18 protein-coding genes and 1 pseudogene are annotated in these 18,106 nt (G+C 65.4%); 9 read left to right on the top strand and 10 right to left on the bottom strand.

Annotated features, from left to right (window positions below; all coding sequences use genetic code 11):
* The 6 genes from JWR89_RS02310 to JWR89_RS02285 all read left to right on the top strand — a co-directional run.
* Positions 1-167 (top strand): ABC transporter permease subunit (locus JWR89_RS02310; RefSeq protein WP_299711303.1); only part of this gene is annotated, 167 nt, incomplete at its 5' end.
* A 6-nt stretch (positions 168-173) separates the two neighbouring features.
* Positions 174-1,091 (top strand): ABC transporter permease, encoded by a 918-nt coding sequence (locus tag JWR89_RS02305; protein WP_299711297.1) that lies wholly within the window; start codon positions 174-176, stop codon positions 1,089-1,091.
* Positions 1,084-1,947, top strand: a complete 864-nt coding sequence (locus JWR89_RS02300) for an ABC transporter ATP-binding protein (protein ID WP_299711294.1) — start codon at positions 1,084-1,086, stop codon at positions 1,945-1,947. Before JWR89_RS02305 ends, JWR89_RS02300 begins: the two co-directional genes overlap by 8 nt.
* 11 nt (positions 1,948-1,958) lie before the next feature.
* Entirely contained in the window at positions 1,959-2,729 is a 771-nt protein-coding gene (locus JWR89_RS02295; protein WP_299711300.1) for an ABC transporter ATP-binding protein, read from the top strand.
* Positions 2,713-3,783 carry a serine hydrolase gene (locus JWR89_RS02290; RefSeq protein ID WP_299711291.1) on the top strand — a complete coding sequence of 357 codons (1,071 nt, stop codon included), beginning with the start codon at positions 2,713-2,715 and terminating at the stop codon, positions 3,781-3,783. Before JWR89_RS02295 ends, JWR89_RS02290 begins: the two co-directional genes overlap by 17 nt.
* 34 nt (positions 3,784-3,817) lie before the next feature.
* Entirely contained in the window at positions 3,818-5,164 is a 1,347-nt protein-coding gene (locus JWR89_RS02285; protein WP_299711289.1) for an MmgE/PrpD family protein, read from the top strand.
* A gap of 3 nt (positions 5,165-5,167) precedes the next feature.
* On the opposite strand, the gene JWR89_RS02280 is transcribed toward JWR89_RS02285, so the two are convergent.
* Complete coding sequence (locus tag JWR89_RS02280) at positions 5,168-6,109, bottom strand: LysR substrate-binding domain-containing protein (protein ID WP_299711286.1); 942 nt, start codon at positions 6,107-6,109, stop codon at positions 5,168-5,170.
* 175 nt (positions 6,110-6,284) lie between these two features.
* Positions 6,285-6,410 (bottom strand): hypothetical protein, encoded by a 126-nt coding sequence (locus JWR89_RS02275; RefSeq protein WP_299711306.1) that lies wholly within the window; start codon positions 6,408-6,410, stop codon positions 6,285-6,287.
* Between the two features lie 127 nt (positions 6,411-6,537).
* On the opposite strand from JWR89_RS02275, the gene JWR89_RS02270 reads away from it, so the two are divergent.
* Together JWR89_RS02270 and JWR89_RS02265 are read left to right on the top strand one after the other, a co-directional pair.
* Complete coding sequence (locus JWR89_RS02270) at positions 6,538-8,145, top strand: oleate hydratase (RefSeq protein ID WP_299711283.1); 1,608 nt, start codon at positions 6,538-6,540, stop codon at positions 8,143-8,145.
* Between the two features lie 168 nt (positions 8,146-8,313).
* A complete protein-coding gene (locus JWR89_RS02265; protein WP_299711280.1) occupies positions 8,314-8,820 on the top strand; it encodes a DUF2199 domain-containing protein in 507 nt (168 codons plus the stop codon).
* A 15-nt stretch (positions 8,821-8,835) separates the two neighbouring features.
* On the opposite strand, the gene ruvB is transcribed toward JWR89_RS02265, so the two are convergent.
* From ruvB to JWR89_RS02245, 4 genes are all read right to left on the bottom strand, one after another.
* Positions 8,836-9,882 (bottom strand): Holliday junction branch migration DNA helicase RuvB, encoded by a 1,047-nt coding sequence (gene ruvB, locus JWR89_RS02260; protein ID WP_299711277.1) that lies wholly within the window; start codon positions 9,880-9,882, stop codon positions 8,836-8,838.
* A 213-nt stretch (positions 9,883-10,095) separates the two neighbouring features.
* Positions 10,096-10,713 carry a Holliday junction branch migration protein RuvA gene (ruvA, locus tag JWR89_RS02255; protein ID WP_299711274.1) on the bottom strand — a complete coding sequence of 206 codons (618 nt, stop codon included), beginning with the start codon at positions 10,711-10,713 and terminating at the stop codon, positions 10,096-10,098.
* 154 nt (positions 10,714-10,867) lie between these two features.
* Positions 10,868-11,395 carry a crossover junction endodeoxyribonuclease RuvC gene (ruvC, locus tag JWR89_RS02250; protein WP_299711270.1) on the bottom strand — a complete coding sequence of 176 codons (528 nt, stop codon included), beginning with the start codon at positions 11,393-11,395 and terminating at the stop codon, positions 10,868-10,870.
* A 265-nt stretch (positions 11,396-11,660) separates the two neighbouring features.
* The gene (locus JWR89_RS02245) at positions 11,661-12,407 is read right to left on the bottom strand and encodes a YebC/PmpR family DNA-binding transcriptional regulator (RefSeq protein ID WP_299711267.1); all 747 of its coding nucleotides are present in this window, start codon (positions 12,405-12,407) and stop codon (positions 11,661-11,663) included.
* Between the two features lie 194 nt (positions 12,408-12,601).
* Between JWR89_RS02245 and JWR89_RS02240 the strand changes: the two genes are divergently transcribed.
* The gene (locus tag JWR89_RS02240) at positions 12,602-14,350 is read left to right on the top strand and encodes a methyl-accepting chemotaxis protein (protein ID WP_299711264.1); all 1,749 of its coding nucleotides are present in this window, start codon (positions 12,602-12,604) and stop codon (positions 14,348-14,350) included.
* A gap of 56 nt (positions 14,351-14,406) precedes the next feature.
* Here the strand turns inward: JWR89_RS02240 and JWR89_RS02235 are convergent, their stop codons facing one another.
* The 4 genes and pseudogenes from JWR89_RS02235 to JWR89_RS02220 form a co-directional block, all read right to left on the bottom strand.
* Positions 14,407-15,858, bottom strand: coding sequence for a tetratricopeptide repeat protein (locus JWR89_RS02235; RefSeq protein ID WP_299711261.1), 1,452 nt, complete (start codon positions 15,856-15,858; stop codon positions 14,407-14,409).
* A 119-nt stretch (positions 15,859-15,977) separates the two neighbouring features.
* Entirely contained in the window at positions 15,978-16,478 is a 501-nt protein-coding gene (locus tag JWR89_RS02230) for a GDSL-type esterase/lipase family protein (protein WP_299711258.1), read from the bottom strand.
* 150 nt (positions 16,479-16,628) lie between these two features.
* Positions 16,629-17,651 carry a helix-turn-helix transcriptional regulator gene (locus JWR89_RS02225; RefSeq protein WP_299711255.1) on the bottom strand — a complete coding sequence of 341 codons (1,023 nt, stop codon included), beginning with the start codon at positions 17,649-17,651 and terminating at the stop codon, positions 16,629-16,631.
* Positions 17,652-17,958: 307 nt separating this feature from the next.
* A pseudogene (locus JWR89_RS02220) lies at positions 17,959-18,106 on the bottom strand (metallophosphoesterase); the annotation flags it as partial.

Genomic DNA, 18,106 nt, shown 5'->3' with positions numbered 1-18,106 from the left:
AGACGGTGTTCGCGTGGCCCGGCTTCGGCCGCTATCTGACCAACGCGCTACTCGCCGGCGACATGAACGCGGTTGTCGGCTGCACCATTCTGATCGGCGTGATCTTCATTGGCATCAACATCGTCTGTGACCTGCTGTACCGGGTCTTCGACCCCCGAACCCGCTGAGGCATCATGGCAGACACCATCACGCGTCCCTCATCGCTGTCGGCCTGGCTAAGGGAGCCGGTGCCGACGTCGTCGTGGCAGGCACGCGCGCAGCAGCTCTGGCTGTCGTGGGGCGCGTTGCGCTCCAATCCGTCGGTGATGTTCGGCGGCACGGTCATCATCATCGTGACGCTGCTCGCCGTCTTCGCGCCCCTGGTCGCCACCCACGACATCTATGCGCAGGACCTGTCGATCCGGCTGCAGAAGCCGTCGTCCGTGCACTGGCTCGGTACCGACGAACTCGGCCGCGACGTCTACAGCCGGCTGATCTTTGGCGCGCGCATCACGCTGTACATCGCCGGGCTTACCGCGGTCATTGCCGCGCCGATCGGCCTGATCGTTGGCACCACGGCGGGCTATATCGGCGGCTGGGTCGATACGGTGCTGATGCGCATCGTCGATGTGTTCCTGGCATTCCCGAGCCTGATTCTGGCGCTGGCGTTTGTTGCGGCGTTGGGACCGGGCATCGAGAATGCCATCATCGCCATCTCGCTCGCCGCCTGGCCCCCAATCGCGCGCCTTGCCCGCGCCGAGACGCTATCGATCCGCAAGTCGGACTATATCGCCGCGGTGCGATTGCAGAAAGCGTCGAGCCTGCGCATCATCTTCAATCACATCATGCCGATGTGCATCCCCTCGGTGATCGTGCGCGTCACACTCAACATGGCCGCCATCATCTTGACCGCCGCCGGCCTCGGCTTTCTCGGCCTCGGTGCGCAGCCGCCGAGCCCGGAATGGGGCACCATGCTGTCGTCGGCGCGCGAGTTCATCTTCACCAACGGCATGATCGCCGCCATCCCCGGCACCGCGATCCTGCTGGTCAGCCTCGCCTTCAACCTGCTCGGCGACGGCCTGCGTGACATGATGGATCCGCGCCATGGTTAAACCGCTACTGGAGGTCGAGGACCTCAACATCTCGTTCCACGGCGGACGCGGCGTGACCCATGCGGTGCGGGGCGTTTCTTTCTGCATCGGGCGTGAGAAGGTCGGCATCGTCGGCGAATCCGGATCGGGCAAGTCGCAGACCGGCCGCGCGATGCTGCGGCTGACGCCGAAAGGCGCGGACATTACCGCCAAGAAGCTCAGCTTCGACGGCATCGATCTGCTCGCCGCCACCGAGCCGGAAATGCGAAAAATCCGCGGCAAGCGGATCTCGATGATCCTGCAGGATCCGAAGTTTTCGCTGAACCCTTTGATGCGCGTGGGTCAGCAGATCGTCGAGGCCTATCGCGTGCATACGCCATCCAGCAAAGCCGAGGCACGCGACAAGGCGATGGCCATGCTGGAGGCGGTCAACATCCGCAATCCCCAGCGGGTGTTTGAATTGCTACCCCACGAAGTCTCCGGCGGCATGGGCCAGCGCATCATGATCGCGATGATGCTGATTCTGGAGCCGGACCTGATCATCGCCGACGAGCCGACTTCGGCCCTCGACGTCACCGTGCGGCGCCAGGTGCTGACCATTCTCGACGAACTGGTGACCCGCCGCGGCGCCGGGCTGATGTTCATCAGCCATGACCTCAACCTCGTCGCAGACTTCTGCGATCGCGTGCTGGTGATGTACGCCGGCCGCATCGTCGAGGACATTCCGGCGCGCGACCTCAGGCACGCCGAGCATCCCTATACACGCGCGCTGCTCGACAGCCTGCCGCGCCTCGACCGGCCGGTGGACATGCTCACCGTGCCGAAACGCGATCCCGCCTGGCTCACGAGTCCCACCATCCGGAGAGCATCCACATGATGCCCTCGCAAATTCTTGGCAAAGATCGCATCCTTGAGGCGGTCGGCCTCCATGTCAGCTTCGGCACCGGGGCTTTGTCTACTGTTGCCGTCGATGACGTGTCGTTCGTCATCGCACGAGGCGAGGCCTACGGGCTGATAGGCGAATCCGGCTGCGGCAAGTCGACGATCCTGCGCACCATCGCCGGGCTGGTCGAGACCTATGATGGCGCGCTGCTGTTCGGCAACAGGGAGCTACCACGCAAGCGCGACAAGGATTTCTTCCGTCGGGTGCAGATGGTGTTCCAAGATCCCTACGGATCGCTGCACCCGCGAAAAATGGTGGAGAGCGTGCTGGCCGAGCCGCTGGCGATCCACAGGTTCGACAATCCGCGCAAGCGCATCGATGCAGTGCTGGAAGCCGTCGGCCTCGGGCCCGCGTTCCGGTTTCGCTATCCGCACGAGCTGTCCGGCGGCCAGCGCCAGCGAGTGGCCATCGCCCGGGCGCTGGTGATCGAACCCGAAGTGTTGCTGCTGGACGAGCCGACCTCGGCGCTTGATGTTTCCGTGCAGGCGGAGATCCTCAACCTGCTCAAAACGCTGCGCCGCGAGCGCAACGTCACCTACTTCATGGTCAGCCACGATATCGCGGTGATCACCCACCTGTGCGACCGCATCGCTGTCATGGCCGAGGGCCGCATCATTGAAGAGATGACCGCGGCCGATGTCCGCGGCGGTCGCGCCCGTGAGCCCTATACAAGGACCTTCCTCGAAGCGAGTGCCGGCTATGTCACCGCATCCTGAAGAGCGCTTCCTCACGGTGACCCAGCTTCCCGTTGACGAGGCCCGGCAGGACGAGGCGTGGCCCTCGGCAGGCTGGGCGATGATCGACGACCTCGCCGCGGCTGGCTGGTCGCTGGAGCGGCTGAGCGATGCCTTCCAATACGCGGGCACGATTGCCACCGATACGGTGATGATCGTGCAAGGCGGTCGCGAGGTGGCGAGCTGGGGCGACATCACCAGGCGCTTCAATTGCCATTCGATCCGCAAGAGCTTTTTGTCGGCGCTGATCGGCCCCTATGTGGAAGACGGCAGCATCGACCTGTCGCTGACGCTGGATGCACTGGGCATCGACGACGTTGAAGGGCTGAGTTCAGTCGAGAAGCAGGCAACGATCTACGATCTGCTGACCGCGCGATCGAGTATCTATCATCCCGCCGGCTACGAGACGCCGTGGATGCGATCGATCAAGCCGCCGCGGCATTCGCAGGCCCCCGGCACTGCCTGGTGCTACAGTAACTGGGACTTCAACGCGCTCGGCACGATCTTCACCGAGCTCACCGGCCGCGATATCCACGAGGCATTCTGCGACCTCATCGCGCAGCCGCTCGGCATGGAAGATTTTCGCCATGACGACGAGCGTAAGGATGGCTGGCTGGTGCCCGACGCGTGCTCGCGACACCCGGCCTATCCGTTTGCCATGTCGACCCGCGATCTCGCGCGCTTCGGCCTGATGTTTTTGCGCGACGGACGCTGGGGGCCGCGGCGGGTCATTTCCGCAGACTGGGTTGCCACCAGCGTGCTGCCCTATTCCGACGCCGGAACGCGCGGTGCCTATGGCTACATGTGGTGGCTGGCAAGAGCCGGAACCGGCTTTCCCGGCGTGGTGCAGCCCGAAGGCAGCTTTTCGGCGCAGGGCGCCGGCGGGCATTTCCTCGTCGTCATCCCGCCGCTGGACCTCGTCATCGTGCACCGCGTCGATACCGGCGTGCCCGGCCGCTCGGTCGACAACTTCCAGTTTGGCAAACTGCTGCGCCTGATCCTCGGTGCACGCCGTCACGCGGTGAACCCACGCTGATGTCGCAGATCGCCCTCACGTCCCGGAGATAGCTATGACGAGCGCCATCGAAGCCATTGCGGCGTGGAGCCATTCGGCCAGCACGTTTCCGCCCCGCGCCCGCAAGCGCGCCATCGAGGCCATCGCCGACACCGTCGGCTGCATGATCGCCGGCGTGGATGACTTCTCAACACAAGCGGTGCGGCGCGCCGTGGCGGGGCAGATCTCGACCTCCGGTGAAAGCCCGGTGATCGGCGGCGGCCGCGCATCGGCGGCGACCGCGGCGCTGATCAACGGCACCGCCGCCCACGCGCTCGACTATGACGACAATTTTCATCCGGCGATCAGCCACGCTTCGGCGGTGCTGGTGCCGGCGCTGCTCGCGGCCGCGGCACCGCTGAACATCAGCGGAGCGGCGCTGGTCGATGCCTACATCGTCGGGCTGGAAGCGCAGGCCGCCGTCGGCGTCGGCGTCAACCCTTCGCACTATACAGTCGGCTGGCATTCGACCTCGACCTGCGGCGCCATCGGCACCGCGGCGGGGGTCGCGCGGCTGCTCGGCCTCGACGCCGCGGCGACCGCGCGGGCGATGAGCATGGCGGTCAGCAGCGCCGCCGGGGTCAAGGGCCAGTTCGGCACCCCGGCCAAACCGTTCCATGCCGGCATGGCCGCACGCAATGCCGTCGAGGCCGCCGCATTCGGCGGCGCCGGCCTGACCGGGCGACTCGATATCCTGGAGGGCGCGCAGGGTTTTCGCGATCTGTTCGGCGGGCCTGATGCGACTGGCTGGGACGGACTTAAGTTGGCGCAGCCGCTGGCGATCGAGGGCCACGGCGTCATTCCGAAGCGCCATCCGTGCTGCGGCTCGACGCACTATGTGGTCGATATGGTGCTAGACCTGCGGGCGCAACATGGCTTCACGGCGGATGACGTCGCGGCGCTCGATTGCCTCGTCGGCATCGCCAATGCGCGCAACCTGAGCTACGCCAATCCGCAGGACGAGATGCAGGCGCGCTTCTCCATGCATTATTGCGTGGCGCTGGCGCTGGTGCAGGATCGCATCGGGCTGGCCGATTTCACGCTGGCGAACATCGCCCGGCCCGACATCCGAAAGCTGCTGTCGCTCACCACCATGACCGCGCGCAGCCGCGAGGAAGAGCTGGCGGGCGGCCGACTGCCGCACGAGGTTGTCATCCGGCTGAGGGACGGCACAGAGCTGACGGCCGCGCGGCAGCATGCCAAAGGCAGCATCGCCGATCCGTTCGACGACAACGATCGCGCGACCAAATTCGCCGATTGCTGCGCCAGGCTCGGACCTGACACGACGGCCGAATTGTACGGCGCGCTCACCCGGCTGGACGAGCAGCCAGACCTCTCCTTCCTGGCGCCGATGTTCGCCTGATGCTCAGGCGGCGCCGGCAAGATGCAGCGGCCGGCTCTCGACCCGCTGGTCAGCGTCGTCGATCGCCGCCCAGAACCGCTCCACGGCCGGCCGGCAACGGCCGCTGGCGCGGTAGAGCCGGATTTCTGTGGGCAGATGCCATGAGGCATCGCCGGCCATCACAAGCTGGCCGGACTTCAATTCTTCGCTGATCAGGCTTTCGGGAATCCAGCCGACGCCACAGCCCGCCAACGCCATCGCCTTCAGGCCGGCGGACATGGCGTTCTCGTACACGGTGGTCAACGGCAGCGGCCGCTCCGCCAGCAGTTTCACCAGTCCTCGCCCGAAAAATGAGCCGGTCCCGTAACTGAGATAGGCGACCGCCGCCCCGGACGGACGAAGCGCGTGAACGGGATTGCCGCTGGCATCGGGAACCGAAACCGGAATAGCCGCTTCCGTACCTAGGCACCGGTAGGCGAACCGTTCCGGATCGATGTGGGTCGGCACGTTCGGGTGCGCATAGGTCAGAAAAAAGTCACTCTCGCCGTCCAGCAGCATCGAAACCTTCCCGGCAAAGGACGAGCGCTGATCGCCGAAATGGGTCTTGAACACGTGGCCGCGGCCCTCCAGCCGGCGAATCCAGTCCGGGAAGAACGTCAGCGCCAGGGTGTTGAGCGTGGCGAAGGTTAGCACTTCGGCCGTCACCGCGTGCTGATGCCGGATATCGCGGCGGGCGCCCTGGATCAACGCGACCATTTCCACCGCCTTGGGCAGGAAGGCCGTGCCTTCCGCGGTCACGCGAACCGGATAGGTGCTGCGGTCGAACAAGGGAACGCAGAGCCAGTTTTCCAGCTGCCGGATGCGGCGGCTCAGCGCCGACTGCGTCACGTGCCGCTCATGCGCGGAGCGCGAAAAGCTCCGCGTCGCCGCCAGACTCAAAAAGTCTTCGAGCCACTTCAGCTCCATGACATGAACTCCCTGACGATCACTTCTCGTCGATCCCGACGCAGCGGTTTTGCGGCGACAGGCACGCCCTTCCCATCTGCAAGTGCTGCGCCATTCAGGCGCGGAGGGCGCCCATCGTTGCGGCCGTGACGTAGCAGGAACGCAAGACACTGCCGGCGAGCGCTCATAAGCTGCATCACGGCGTCCATGGCGCGCGGACGAGATCGAGCATTGCCTCCTGGATCGGATCAGGAACCCAGACCGCCGTCAGGTCGCCAAAGCGATGCTGCGTGGCGCGACCATCTCCGTTGATCGAGATCAAACCGGAACCGACCGGGACGCCCTACGTTCGTTGTACCGACGACATCCAGCGTGGCCATCGGTCGATAGCTGCCCATCGTCTCCATGCTTCGATCGAGCCAAATAATCTCACCCGAAAGTGCAGCGAAATGACCACTGACAATCGATCCGTCACGCGGAGCGAAACCAAGGCCTATCTGGTGGGCGGCGGCATCGCGTCGCTGGCCAGTGCCGCCTATCTGATCCGCGACGGCGGGCTTTCGGGCGCCAACATCACCGTATTCGAGGAAACCGACGTGCTGGGCGGCAGCCTCGACGGCGCCGGCGCCGCCGACAAGGGTTATGTGATCCGCGGCGGCCGCATGTTCACCTATGAGGCCTATACCTGCACGTTCGACCTTTTGTCCGGCGTTCCTTCGCTCGGCGATCCCGCCGTCACCGTCAAGGACGAGATCTACGCCTTCAACGAGAAGCATATTCCGCACGCCAAAGCGCGGCTGGTGCGCGGCGGCCAGAAGGTCGATGTCTCCACCATGGGCTTTTCCCGCCGCGACCGCATCGACCTGATCGAATTGATGGCGATGTCGGAAGAAGCGCTCGGCACCAGGCGCATCGAAGACATGTTCGCGCCCGCGTTCTTCACCACCCATTTCTGGTACATGTGGGTCACCACCTTCGCGTTCCAGCCGTGGCACAGCGCGGTGGAGCTGAAGCGCTATCTGCATCGCTTCATCCAAGAATTTCCGCGCATCGAGACGCTCGGCGGCGTCCGCCGCACGCCGTACAACCAGTACGATTCCATCGTGCTGCCGCTGACCACCTGGCTGAAGGCGCAGGGCGTGCAGTTTGCGACCGGCGTCGGCGTCACCGACATGGACTTCAAGTACGGCCCGCGCGGCAAGGCCGTGGACCGGCTGCATGTAACCGATCATGGAGCGCCGAAGCTCGTCGCGGTGGGCGACGACGACCTGGTGTTCGTCACCAACGGCTCGATGACCACCGCCTCGACGCTGGGCTCGATGAAAAAGCCGGCCGAACTCACTGCCAAAGACGGCAAGACCGACGGCTCGTGGGCGCTGTGGGAGACCTTGGCGAGCAAACATCCGGAATTCGGCAGGCCTGCCGCCTTCAACAGCCGGGTCGATGAATCCAAGTGGCTGTCGTTCACGACCACCATGAAGGACCCCATCTTCTTCGACCTGATGGAAAAATTCACCGGCAACGAGGCCGGCACCGGCGGGCTCGTCACCTTCACCGATTCCAACTGGCTGATGTCGGTGGTGCTGGCGGCGCAGCCGCATTTCATCGGCCAGCCCGAAGACGTGCAAACGTTCTGGGGCTATGGCCTGTTCGTCGATCAAATCGGCAATTTCGTGAAGAAGAAGATGTCGGACTGTTCAGGCGAGGAACTGATGACCGAGCTGCTCGGCCACCTCCGCTTCGACGCCGACAAGGACAGGATCATGCAGGCTGCCAACTGCATTCCCTGCATGATGCCCTACATCACCAGCCAGTTCATGCCGCGGGCGAAGGGCGACCGCCCGGACGTCACGCCGGCCGGCACCACCAACCTCGCCTTCCTCGGGCAGTATTGCGAGATCCCCGACGATACGGTGTTCACCGTGGAATATTCGGTGCGCTCGGCGCAGACCGCGGTGTTTGCCCTGCTCGGCCTCGAGAAGAAGGTCTCGCCGCTCTACAAGGGCGAGCACGATCCCGCGGTGCTGTACCGCGCCATGAAGACGCTGATGCATTGAGGGAACAACAATCTCAGCCCGCGCGCGCCAGTGGCGGCGCGGGCTTCGGGATTTCCCGCTTCCATTTTTTGGCGGCTTCGATCCACGCGGCGCCACAAGTATTTCTCTCTGCCGACCTGCAGCAGCGTGGTAGCATGTGGGCAACCGTCTGCTCTTGGGTGCCTTCCCATGAAGTACACATGGACCTGCCGCTGCTGCGGCCAGCAATTCGACGAGCTCCCGTTGAGCTTCGCGCCATTGGCGCCCGATCCATGGGCCGGGTTGACCGAACAGGAACGCGCGACCCGCGGAACGATCGACAGCGATCTTTGCGTGATCGACCGGCAACATTTTTTTGTCCGCGGCTGCCTGGACATCCCGATCATCGACCCTCCGGCGACTTTTGTCTGGGGGGTCTGGGTTTCCGTCACAAAGCAGAATTTCGAGCGCATCGTGGCGCTTTGGGACGCCGAGATCAGGGCGAGCGAGCCTCCCATGTTCGGCTGGCTTTGCAACGATCTCGGGGTCTATCCGACGACGTTCGGCCTCAAGACTCGTGTTCACCTGCGGGATGCGGGTCAGCGTCCGCTGATCGAGCTTGAACCGACCGATCATCCCCTCGCCGTCGAGCAGCGCGAGGGCATTTCATTGCAGCGGGTGGAAGAGATAGCGGCTGAGGCGTTGGCCGGCCATTGAGCGGGCGTACAGCCCCTATTCGTTCTCATCCCCGCCGAACAGCCCGATCTGGCTGGCGTCGCGGCTGGGTTCGTTGAGCCCGAGATGCTTGAACGCGTGCGAGGTCAGCAGCCGTCCGCGCGGGGTGCGCTGCAGGTAGCCGCACTGGATCAGGAACGGCTCGATGATGTCTTCAATCGCATCGCGCGGTTCGGACAGTGCCGCGGCCATGGTCTCGACGCCGACCGGGCCGCCGCCGTAGTTCATGGCGATGGTGGTGAGATAGCGGCGGTCCATGGCGTCGAGGCCGGCGCTGTCGACTTCCAGCGCGCTCAAAGCGTGGTCGGCGATTTTTCGATCGATGGCGGAAGCATCGGCGGCGGAGGCGAAGTCGCGCACCCGGCGCAGCAAACGGCCCGCGATGCGCGGCGTGCCCCTTGCGCGGCGCGCGATCTCGTTGGAGCCGTCGGGCGTGATGCCGATCTCCAGCACGCGGGCGCCGCGGGTGACGATCTTTTCCAGCTCTTCCACGGTGTAGAAATTCAGCCGCACCGGAATGCCGAAGCGGTCGCGCAACGGATTGGTCAGCAGGCCCGCGCGGGTGGTCGCGCCGACCAGCGTAAACTTCGCGAGTTCGATTTTCACCGAGCGCGCCGCGGGGCCCTCGCCGATAATCAAATCGAGCTGAAAATCCTCCATCGCGGGATACAGGACTTCTTCCACCGCGGGCGCCAAGCGATGAATTTCGTCGATGAACAGCACATCGCGCTCTTCGAGATTGGTCAGGAGGGCCGCGAGATCGCCGGCCTTGGCGATGACCGGACCGGACGTCGCGCGAAAACCGACGCCGAGCTCGCGCGCCACAATCTGCGCCAGCGTTGTCTTGCCGAGGCCGGGCGGGCCGACGAACAGCACGTGGTCCAGCGCCTCGTTTCGCTTGCGCGCGGCGTCGATGAAGATCTGCAGATTGGCGCGGGCCTGCGCCTGGCCGACGAATTCGGACAGGATTTGCGGGCGCAGCGAGGTGTCGCCGATATCGTCGGCGCGGCGCTCGGGGGTGATCAGGCGGGTGGGTGGATTCATGGGGTTACGTTAGCACGAAGGAGGTCGCGGTGAGGTGGCCTTCTTCCTTCTCCCCCGCGCGAAGCGAAGCTTCGCTGGGTGGGAGAAGGTGGCGCGGACGAAGTCCGCGTCGGATGAGGGGTTGCAGCAAAACACTACCCCTCACCCGTCCGCGCTGCGCGCGGCCACCCTCTCCCACAAGGGGAGAGGGGAAGGAAGACGCGCTGCGCGCGGTCACTTCGCCAGTTCCTTCAAGCCCAGCCGGATCAGCATCGCCGTCTCGGCGCCTTCGCCGGCAATGCGCGAGGCGCCGGCGATCGCCGCGGCGGCCTGCGGCGCGCCGTAGCCGAGGTTGACCAGCGCGGAGATTGCGTCCGACACCGGGCGCGGCGCGCTGTGGTCATCGATCGCGCCCGACAGATGCACCAGCGCCGGATCGACAGTGGCGAACGCCGGCGCCTTGTCCTTCAATTCGGTGACGATGCGTTCGGCGACCTTTGGGCCGACGCCGACCGTGCGCGCCACCGCGGCCTTGTCGCGCAGCGCGATGGCATTGGCGAGATCGGCCGGCGGCAGCGTCGACAGCACCGCCAGCGCCACCTTGGCGCCGACGCCCTGCACGGTCTGCAACAGGCGAAACCACTCGCGCTCGCTATCGCTGCGGAAGCCGAACAGCTTGATGGCGTCTTCCCGCACATAGGTTTCGATCGACAACACCGCGGCCTCGCCGGGCGCCGGCAGCGCCTGCAGCGTGCGCGCCGAGCAATGCACCTGATAACCGACGCCCTGCACGTCGAGGATCACGTAGTCCTCGCCGTAGGAATCGATCAGGCCCTTGAGCTTGCCGATCATGAGGCGTGCTCTTCTTCCTTCCCTCCCCCCTTGCGGGGGAGGGTGGCGCGCAGCGCCGGGAGGGGGGTGAGCCACACGCGCCGTTGCTCGGGGTTACCCCCCTCCCCGGCCCTCCCCCGCAAGGGGGGAGGGAGCTTACGGCGCCTATTGTTGCTCACGCCCCCACCACCTTCAGCCGCAACATCGTGCTCTGGCGGTGATGCGCATGCGTGATAGCGATGGCCAGCGCGTCGGCGGCGTCGGCAGATTTCGGCTCGGCCTTGGGCAGCAGGATTTTCAGCATCATCTGGATCTGGTTCTTGTCGGCGTGCCCCGCGCCGACCACGGTCTTCTTGACCTGGTTGGGGGCGTATTCGGCGACCGATAGGCCGAACATCGCCGGCGTCATCATCGCGATGCCGCGCGCCTGGCCGAGCTTGAGCGTGGCGACGCCGTCCTTGTTGACGAAGGTCTGCTCGACCGCGCATTCGGCCGGCTGGAAATCGCCGAGCACCTTGGCGAGGCCCTCATGGATGCCGAGCAAGCGCATCGCCAGCGACAGCGTGTCGGGCGGCTCCACCGAGCCGCAGCCGATATAGGTCAGCCGGTTGCCGTCGATCTCGATCACGCCCCAGCCGGTGCGGCGCAGGCCCGGATCGATGCCCAGAATACGGACGGATTGGCGAATCGGCGGCTGTGTCATGCCGGAGTCTTACCGCCGAATGCTTAAGAACAAAATAGCAACACAGGGATGTGCACGGCGAATATGCCACTTGTGTCGGATGCGCCGCGCTACGCCGCGAGGTCCCGCTCCCCCGGACGCTGCGCAACGCGTCGCACTTGCGACGTGGTGCGCTGCTGATCCGGGGTCCCGGTGCATTGCCACGACGAAGAAGAACCGGGATCCCGGATCTGCGCAGCGGCATAAGAATGCCGCGGCGCGTCCGGGAAACGGAGCGTGCTGAAAACTAGCCGCCCATCTTGGCGACCAGCGCGTCGGACACCTCGAAATTCGCGTACACGTTCTGCACGTCGTCGTGTTCGTTGAGCAGATCGATCAGCTTGAGCAGCTTCTCGCCGGTCTCGTCGTCCACCGGCACGGTGTTGTGCGGCTTCCAGGTCAGTTCCGCCTTGCGGGCTTCACCGAATTTCACTTCCAGCGCCTTCGCCACGTCGCGAAAGGTTTCCTTGGAGGCGTAGACCTCGTGGCCGCCTTCGCTCGACGCCACGTCGTCGGCGCCGGCCTCGATGGCGGCGTCGAGCATGTCGTCGGCGCTGGCTTTCGCCGCGTCATATTCGATGATGCCGAGGTGGTCGAACATGAAGGACACCGAGCCGGTCTCGCCGAGGTTACCGCCGGACTTGGTGAAATAGGAGCGGATGTCGGAGGCGGCGCGGTTACGGTTGTCGGTCAGCGCCTGGACGATTACGGCGACGCCGCCGGGGCCGTAGCCCTCGTAGCGGATCTCGTCGTAGTTCTCGCCCTCGGAGGCGCTCGCCTTCTTGACCGCGCGCTCGATGTTGTCGCGCGGCATGTTTTCCTGGCGGGCCGCGGTCATGGCAGCACGCAACCGGGCGTTCATGGCGGGATCCGGGGTGCCCATCTTGGCCGCGACGGTGATTTCCCGCGCCAGCTTGGAGAACAGCTTCGACTTCTGGGCATCCTGCTTGCCCTTGCGGTGCATGATGTTCTTGAACTGGGAATGTCCGGCCATGCGGTCTCTCTCGGAATCGTCTGAACTGTCAGGGTGGGGCGCGGGGTTATAGGCCGCAGGCCCGGCAAAATCAAAAAATCGCGCGAAATCGCCGCACCCGACGACAGCGCGGCCTCTCGTTAACCACGGCTTCACGCCCGGGTGCAACAATACCCGCATAAATTGCGTTGCAGCAAATAGTAGCGGAACTCACCATGGCCTTTGCAGTGTTTCGCAAGCAGCGACCCGTCGCGGCTGCGCCGGAAATCGCGCCTGCTGCCGTTGTGGCAGAGACCCCGGCCGTGGCCGAGGCCGATTCGGCGCGCGACATTCTCGAACTGCTGGAGCTGGAACTCGGCGCGCTGATCCGCCAGCTCGAGCGCGCGGCGACCTCGGTGGCCGGCGGCGCCGAATCCACCGCAACGACGCTGACCACCATCCGCGCCCGCACCGACGCCCTCGCCGACCGCAGCCTGCAGGCGCAATCCACCGCCTCGACCTTCTCGCAGGCGGCGGAAAAATTCACCCATTCCGCCGAAGGCATCGGCGCGCAGGTCCGCAACGCCAGCCAACTGGCCGACGAGGCCGGCGCGGCGGCGCAAGAGGCCAGCGTCAATGTCGATCGTCTGCGCGAGTCGTCGGCGGCGATCAGCCATGTCGTCACGCTGATCGCCCAGATCGCGCGGCAGACCACCATGCTGGCGCTGAACGCCACCATCGAGGCGGCGCGCGCGGGCGCCATGGGCCGCGGCTTTGCCGTGGTCGCCACCGAAGTCAAGGCGCTGGCGGTGCAGACCCAGGACGCCACCAAGCAGATCGAAAGCCGGATCGACGCGCTGCAGAACGACGCCGCGCGCTCTTTCGATGCGGTGCACCGCATCTCCAAGGCGATCGAGGCGATCCGCCCGGTATTTGCCCACGTCAACGGCGCGGTGGCCGAACAGAACGCCACCACCTCCGACATGTCGAACAATGCCGCACAGGCGTCGCAGTTCATCGTCTCGGTGGGCGACAGCGCGGCCGAGATCGACGTCGCCGCGAAGGAAGCCGCGGCGCACGGCGAGAGCGTCGCCCAGGCCGGCCAGGCGGTAACGATGTTCGCCACCAAGCTGAAGACGCGCTGCGCGGTGCTGCTGCGCCAGAACGAGCGCGAGGACGAGCGCAAGCGCGAGCGGCTGCCGTGCCACCTGCAGATCGAATTGCAGGCGCGCGGTCGCAAGCTCAGCGCGCCGGTCTACGAGATTTCCATGGAGGGCATCCTGATCGGCGGGCCGGACGCGGCATCGTTGCCGAGCAACGAGACCATCGCCGCCGACCTCATCGACGTCGGCCCCTGCCGGCTGCGCGTTACCGAGCATTCCAAGGCCGGCGCGCGAGCGACCTTCGTGGCGCCGGACGCCAAGCTGATCAGCCGCATCGAAGACCGGCTATGGGCGATCCACGACGAGAACACCGAGTTCGTCACCCGCGCGCTGGACGCCGGCGCGACGCTCAACAAGATTTTTGCGGAAGGCATTTCGTCAGGCGCCATTACCATCGACGACATGTTCGACGAGACCTATGTCGAGATCGCGGGCAGCAATCCGGTGCAGGTGCGGACGAAGATATTGAACTGGGCGGATCGCGCGCTGCCGCAGTTCCAGGACGCATTTCTCGCGACCGACAAGCGGATGGCGTTCTGCGCCATGATCGACCGCAACGGCTATCTGCCGGTGCACAACAGCATCTATTCGAAGCCGCAGCGGCCCGGTGACGTCGCCTTCAACACCGCCAATTCGCGCAACCGCCGCATTTTCAACGATCCCGCCGGCCTCGCCGCCGGCCGCAACACCCGCGCCTACCTGATCCAGAGCTACGCCCGCGACATGGGCAACGGCGTCACCGTGATGATGCGCGAGATCGACGTGCCGATCCGCGTCAAGGGCCGGCACTGGGGCGGGTTTCGCACGGCGTACAAGCTGTAGGGCTAAGGTAGAGTGCGGCGAAACTAATCTTGCGCATCGAGGCGAGACGGCGGCGGCTATTTCGCGGCCGGTGCCGCCGTATCCGGGCCGACGCGCGCAACGAGGGCATCGGCACGCTGCCGGATGATGCCGGGAAACTTTTCGCCGGTGCCGAGCCGGCCTTTCACGGTGGCAACCAGCTTGCCGGCCTCCGCGGCGTGGCCAAGCGCCAGCTCGGTTTCCGCCAGCGCGACCTGAAAGCGGATATTGTCGGGCTGCGCCTCGAACGCTTTGCGCAGCGGACCGATCGCTTCGTAGTTGCGGCCCTGGCGCTGCAGGTCCTCGCCATAGTCGAGCTGCAGCATGGCACTGTTCGGGATCACTGCGACGCCGGTGAGCAGCGCCTCGCTGGCCTCCTTGTCGCGCTTCGCCTCGCGGAACACCACGGCAAGACGGCGATAGGCGACGATGCTGCGCGGGTTCTTGGTCAGCGCGGTGCGATGCGCCTCGATCGCCTCGTCCTTGCGGCCCATGGCGTTGAGCACGATGCCGAGCGAATTGTAGCTGTTGTCGGAGTCTGGGGCGCGTTCGACGCCACGCCGCGTCGCTTCCAGCGCCTCCTCGGGCCGTTTCTGCGCCAGGAGCACGAATGCCCTGGTGTATTCGACCGCGGCGAAATCCGGGTCCATGGCGCGGGCGCCGTCGGTCGCCTTTTGCGCCTCGGCGATCTGGCCGCGGTTGAGGTAGATGTAGGTGCGCAGGTTGAGCGCGTATTTTTCAGCGTCCTTGTGGCCGCCGGCCAGCGCCACCGCGGTCAGCCGCATCGCGCTCTCTTCGTCGCCATATTCGCGAAAATAGATGCCCGCGGCAATCTCGGGATCGATGTGCTCCAGCAGGTTGAGCGCCGCCTTGCGGAACAGGTTCTCGGCGCCCTGCGAGGTTTCCACGTCGATCAGGCCCTCGCGGCCGGGATTCTGGCGCAGGCGCAGCCGTAGCAGCTCCTTGCCATCCTCGGTGCGGGTGGTGATCTCGCCGGAGATCTGCACGATCTGCTTACCCAGCACCTTCTGGATCAGCGACTGGAACGACTTCAAATCGATATTGCCGGCCGGCGTCTCGATCGACGACAGCGCGTCGATCAACTGGGTGTCGCCGAGCGCGGTCTTGGGTTTTGCCGCATTGGAAGTGCGGTTGAGTGCAGAAATCTCGTCGAGCAGCCGCTGCGTCGCGGTTTCCGCCGTGTAGCCGGCACTTTCCAGCGACTGCGGCACGCGTAGCGCCGTCATCACGATGCCATTCTCGATCATCGCCTTGGAGACCACGATCACCGTCAACACGATCGGCACCACGGTGACCAGCACCACGGCCAGCCCCTTGGCGAACATGACCAGCTCGGCCACCGTGCGGTCGCGGACCTGGGAAGCCAGATAATCCCCGGTGCGGGCGTGAAGCCGGCGCTTCGGCGGGGCGACCGAAGGCGCGGCCGGCGCGGGACCTGGTTGCTCGTGGTGAAGCAGCTCTGACGACATGACGGGCATTCCAGATGAACCGAAGCGATACGAGCGCAAGGCCCGCCTCGGCGCAAGCCGGGGCGGACCCTGTCGAAGCACTGCAGCGAATCCGCGGGCAACGCCTCCGTCGGACGGGGCTATCGCACCGAGCCGACGAGCTGGGCGGCGACCTTCTGATGGCCCGCGGCGGTGAGGTGGATGCCGTCGCTTTGCGCCATGCCGGACTGCAGCGCCGACTTCACATAGCCGTCAGCCTGTACCGTCTTGATACCACGCGCCTTCAACTGCTGCTGGATACTGGCGATATTGGCCTGGCGCTGCGGCGGGGTGATGCCGCGGCGGCCGTCGTTGCCGCCGAACTGCAGGATGACGACCTTGGTGCCTTCCGGCACGCTGCTCGACAGCCGCGACAGCATGCCCTGGGTGGTATCGCCGAACACGCCGGCGTTGCTAACCTGGGTGCTCGATCCCTTGGCCTGCAGCATGCGCTGCAACTGCGCCGGATAGGCTTCCGACGATCCGACGCCGTGCCCCTCGGTATTGCTGGCCCCCAGCGCCACAACTTGCGCCGACGCGGAATGGGATGCCATGCCGCCTACCAGTGCCGCTACGAGCAGCGCCGTCCTGAGTGATATCATGGTATTTCCTTCGTATGATCTGGACTGGATCGGCTCGGGGGCTCGCCGGTCGGCATCGCCACGAACTGACGACCGTACAACGACACGAATCGGCGTGACGACAGTCACCCAATTGGGTGAGGCCTCGCCATCAAACAAAGGGGGAGCCGGCTACAGCGACGTGCGATGGACGCGGCGCAGCAACATCAGCAGGTCAGCCTGACGGCTGGTCCCGGTCTTGGAAAAAATCCGTTTCAAATGCGAGCGTGCGGTCTCGAACGAGATGCCTATGGCCTCCGCGGCGGCGGGCAGCGGAATTTCCTGTTCGAGACGGGACAGAAGCGTCGCTTCCATGGCCGTCAGTCCGAAGATCTTCTGCGTGACCTGGATCGGCGTCGGCGCCGGTCGGAGGTCGGTGTCGGAGACGAGCAGGATCGACGTCGCCGGCGAAAAGACAGCGCTGGCCAGACCTGCGAGCGCAATGCCCTGGATCACCAATGGACGCTTCGCCAGCCGTTCCACCACCACCACCGGCATGTCCACGGCTGTTGCCCGGGCGCTATGGTTGAGGGCCGCTGTGAGCTGGCCCAGCGCCAGGCTGTCGCCGGCACGGGTGCACCGCAGCCGACCGCCCGACAACACCAGCCCGTCGCCAAGCAGGCGTTCCGCTGGCGCATTATGGCGGATTACCCGCCCTGCATGGTCGAGCAGGAAACTGGCGCAGCCGAGCGCCTCGAAGGCGTCCAGCATCCCGGTCGCGTTGGCGTATGACAGATGCCGCGCAAGCTGGGCGGCGCGGTTAAGGTAAGGGCCGAACCGCACCAGATCGGCTTGCGCGGTGGTGTCGAAGAAGCCTTTTCGTTCGCCGCGCTGGACGACGAGGCACCATTCGTCGTCGTCATTGGCAAAGCCGATGCCGGCCGACCATCGCATGTCGAACTTGCGCAGGAACCCGTTGTAATAATCCAGAGAGTCCAGCTCGTGCGGCGTGACGAAATCCTGATCGACGAAGATGCCTTTCGACCGCAGATGCGGCACGCCGCGTTCGCGTTCGTCGCGCAGGTGCCATTCGTCCCTGAAGTAGACGTCGAGCCCCTCCTGCAGCGACGCCGAATGCGGCGTGCCGGGGCCCCGGCCCCGGATCTGAAGCAACACCGCTCCCGTCGCTCCCGCATATTCCGCAACGGTGTCCATCGCCTTCCCCCATTGCGAAGGATCGATGGCAGCATCGAGCAGTGACAGCGATGCCTGGTCGAAGGAAATCGGGCGAGTCATGATACAATCAAAACGAGCTACATCTGCGTGTGTAACCTGGCTCGGATTGTACTTCGGTGGCAAGCGGTTGTTCGTAGTACGTTGGTCGCAGCACAGGTCGAGCGAAGCGGAACTTCTGCAGAGACAATGTCCGGTCTCGGACGCGGTGCGGCATTCTTCATGCCGCTACGCGGAGCCGGGACCGTACCGGGCACCGGCGGCTGCGACGGCCCCATGTCAACGGCGATCAATTCACCCAGAACTCCGGGACCGTCTGCGACAGCCGTCCGCCCAGGCGCACCGGGGCGATGCGTAGCGCGAGGCCGGACTTGTCGTCGGTTTCCACAGCAACGCCGCTCATGGTGGCGATGCCGGTGGCGGGCTCGAAGCGGCCG

It is taken from the genome of Tardiphaga sp. (assembly GCF_028290785.1).
Classification (GTDB): domain Bacteria; phylum Pseudomonadota; class Alphaproteobacteria; order Rhizobiales; family Xanthobacteraceae; genus Tardiphaga.
Note: the sequence above shows the minus strand (reverse complement) of the source record. Positions and strands in the feature narration are given on the sequence as shown.

What these genes read in the sequence shown, in the direction of transcription:
- JWR89_RS02305 (WP_299711297.1), top strand. Translation starts at nt 174, where the DNA reads ATGGCAGACACCATCACGCGTCCCTCATCGCTGTCGGCCTGGCTAAGG.
- JWR89_RS02300 (WP_299711294.1), top strand. Translation starts at nt 1,084, where the DNA reads ATGGTTAAACCGCTACTGGAGGTCGAGGACCTCAACATCTCGTTCCAC.
- JWR89_RS02290 (WP_299711291.1), top strand. Translation starts at nt 2,713, where the DNA reads ATGTCACCGCATCCTGAAGAGCGCTTCCTCACGGTGACCCAGCTTCCC.
- JWR89_RS02285 (WP_299711289.1), top strand. Translation starts at nt 3,818, where the DNA reads ATGACGAGCGCCATCGAAGCCATTGCGGCGTGGAGCCATTCGGCCAGC.
- JWR89_RS02280 (WP_299711286.1), bottom strand. Translation starts at nt 6,109, where the DNA reads ATGGAGCTGAAGTGGCTCGAAGACTTTTTGAGTCTGGCGGCGACGCGG.
- JWR89_RS02270 (WP_299711283.1), top strand. Translation starts at nt 6,538, where the DNA reads ATGACCACTGACAATCGATCCGTCACGCGGAGCGAAACCAAGGCCTAT.
- JWR89_RS02265 (WP_299711280.1), top strand. Translation starts at nt 8,314, where the DNA reads ATGAAGTACACATGGACCTGCCGCTGCTGCGGCCAGCAATTCGACGAG.
- ruvB (WP_299711277.1), bottom strand. Translation starts at nt 9,882, where the DNA reads ATGAATCCACCCACCCGCCTGATCACCCCCGAGCGCCGCGCCGACGAT.
- ruvA (WP_299711274.1), bottom strand. Translation starts at nt 10,713, where the DNA reads ATGATCGGCAAGCTCAAGGGCCTGATCGATTCCTACGGCGAGGACTAC.
- ruvC (WP_299711270.1), bottom strand. Translation starts at nt 11,395, where the DNA reads ATGACACAGCCGCCGATTCGCCAATCCGTCCGTATTCTGGGCATCGAT.
- JWR89_RS02245 (WP_299711267.1), bottom strand. Translation starts at nt 12,407, where the DNA reads ATGGCCGGACATTCCCAGTTCAAGAACATCATGCACCGCAAGGGCAAG.
- JWR89_RS02240 (WP_299711264.1), top strand. Translation starts at nt 12,602, where the DNA reads ATGGCCTTTGCAGTGTTTCGCAAGCAGCGACCCGTCGCGGCTGCGCCG.
- JWR89_RS02235 (WP_299711261.1), bottom strand. Translation starts at nt 15,858, where the DNA reads ATGTCGTCAGAGCTGCTTCACCACGAGCAACCAGGTCCCGCGCCGGCC.
- JWR89_RS02230 (WP_299711258.1), bottom strand. Translation starts at nt 16,478, where the DNA reads ATGATATCACTCAGGACGGCGCTGCTCGTAGCGGCACTGGTAGGCGGC.
- JWR89_RS02225 (WP_299711255.1), bottom strand. Translation starts at nt 17,651, where the DNA reads ATGGACACCGTTGCGGAATATGCGGGAGCGACGGGAGCGGTGTTGCTT.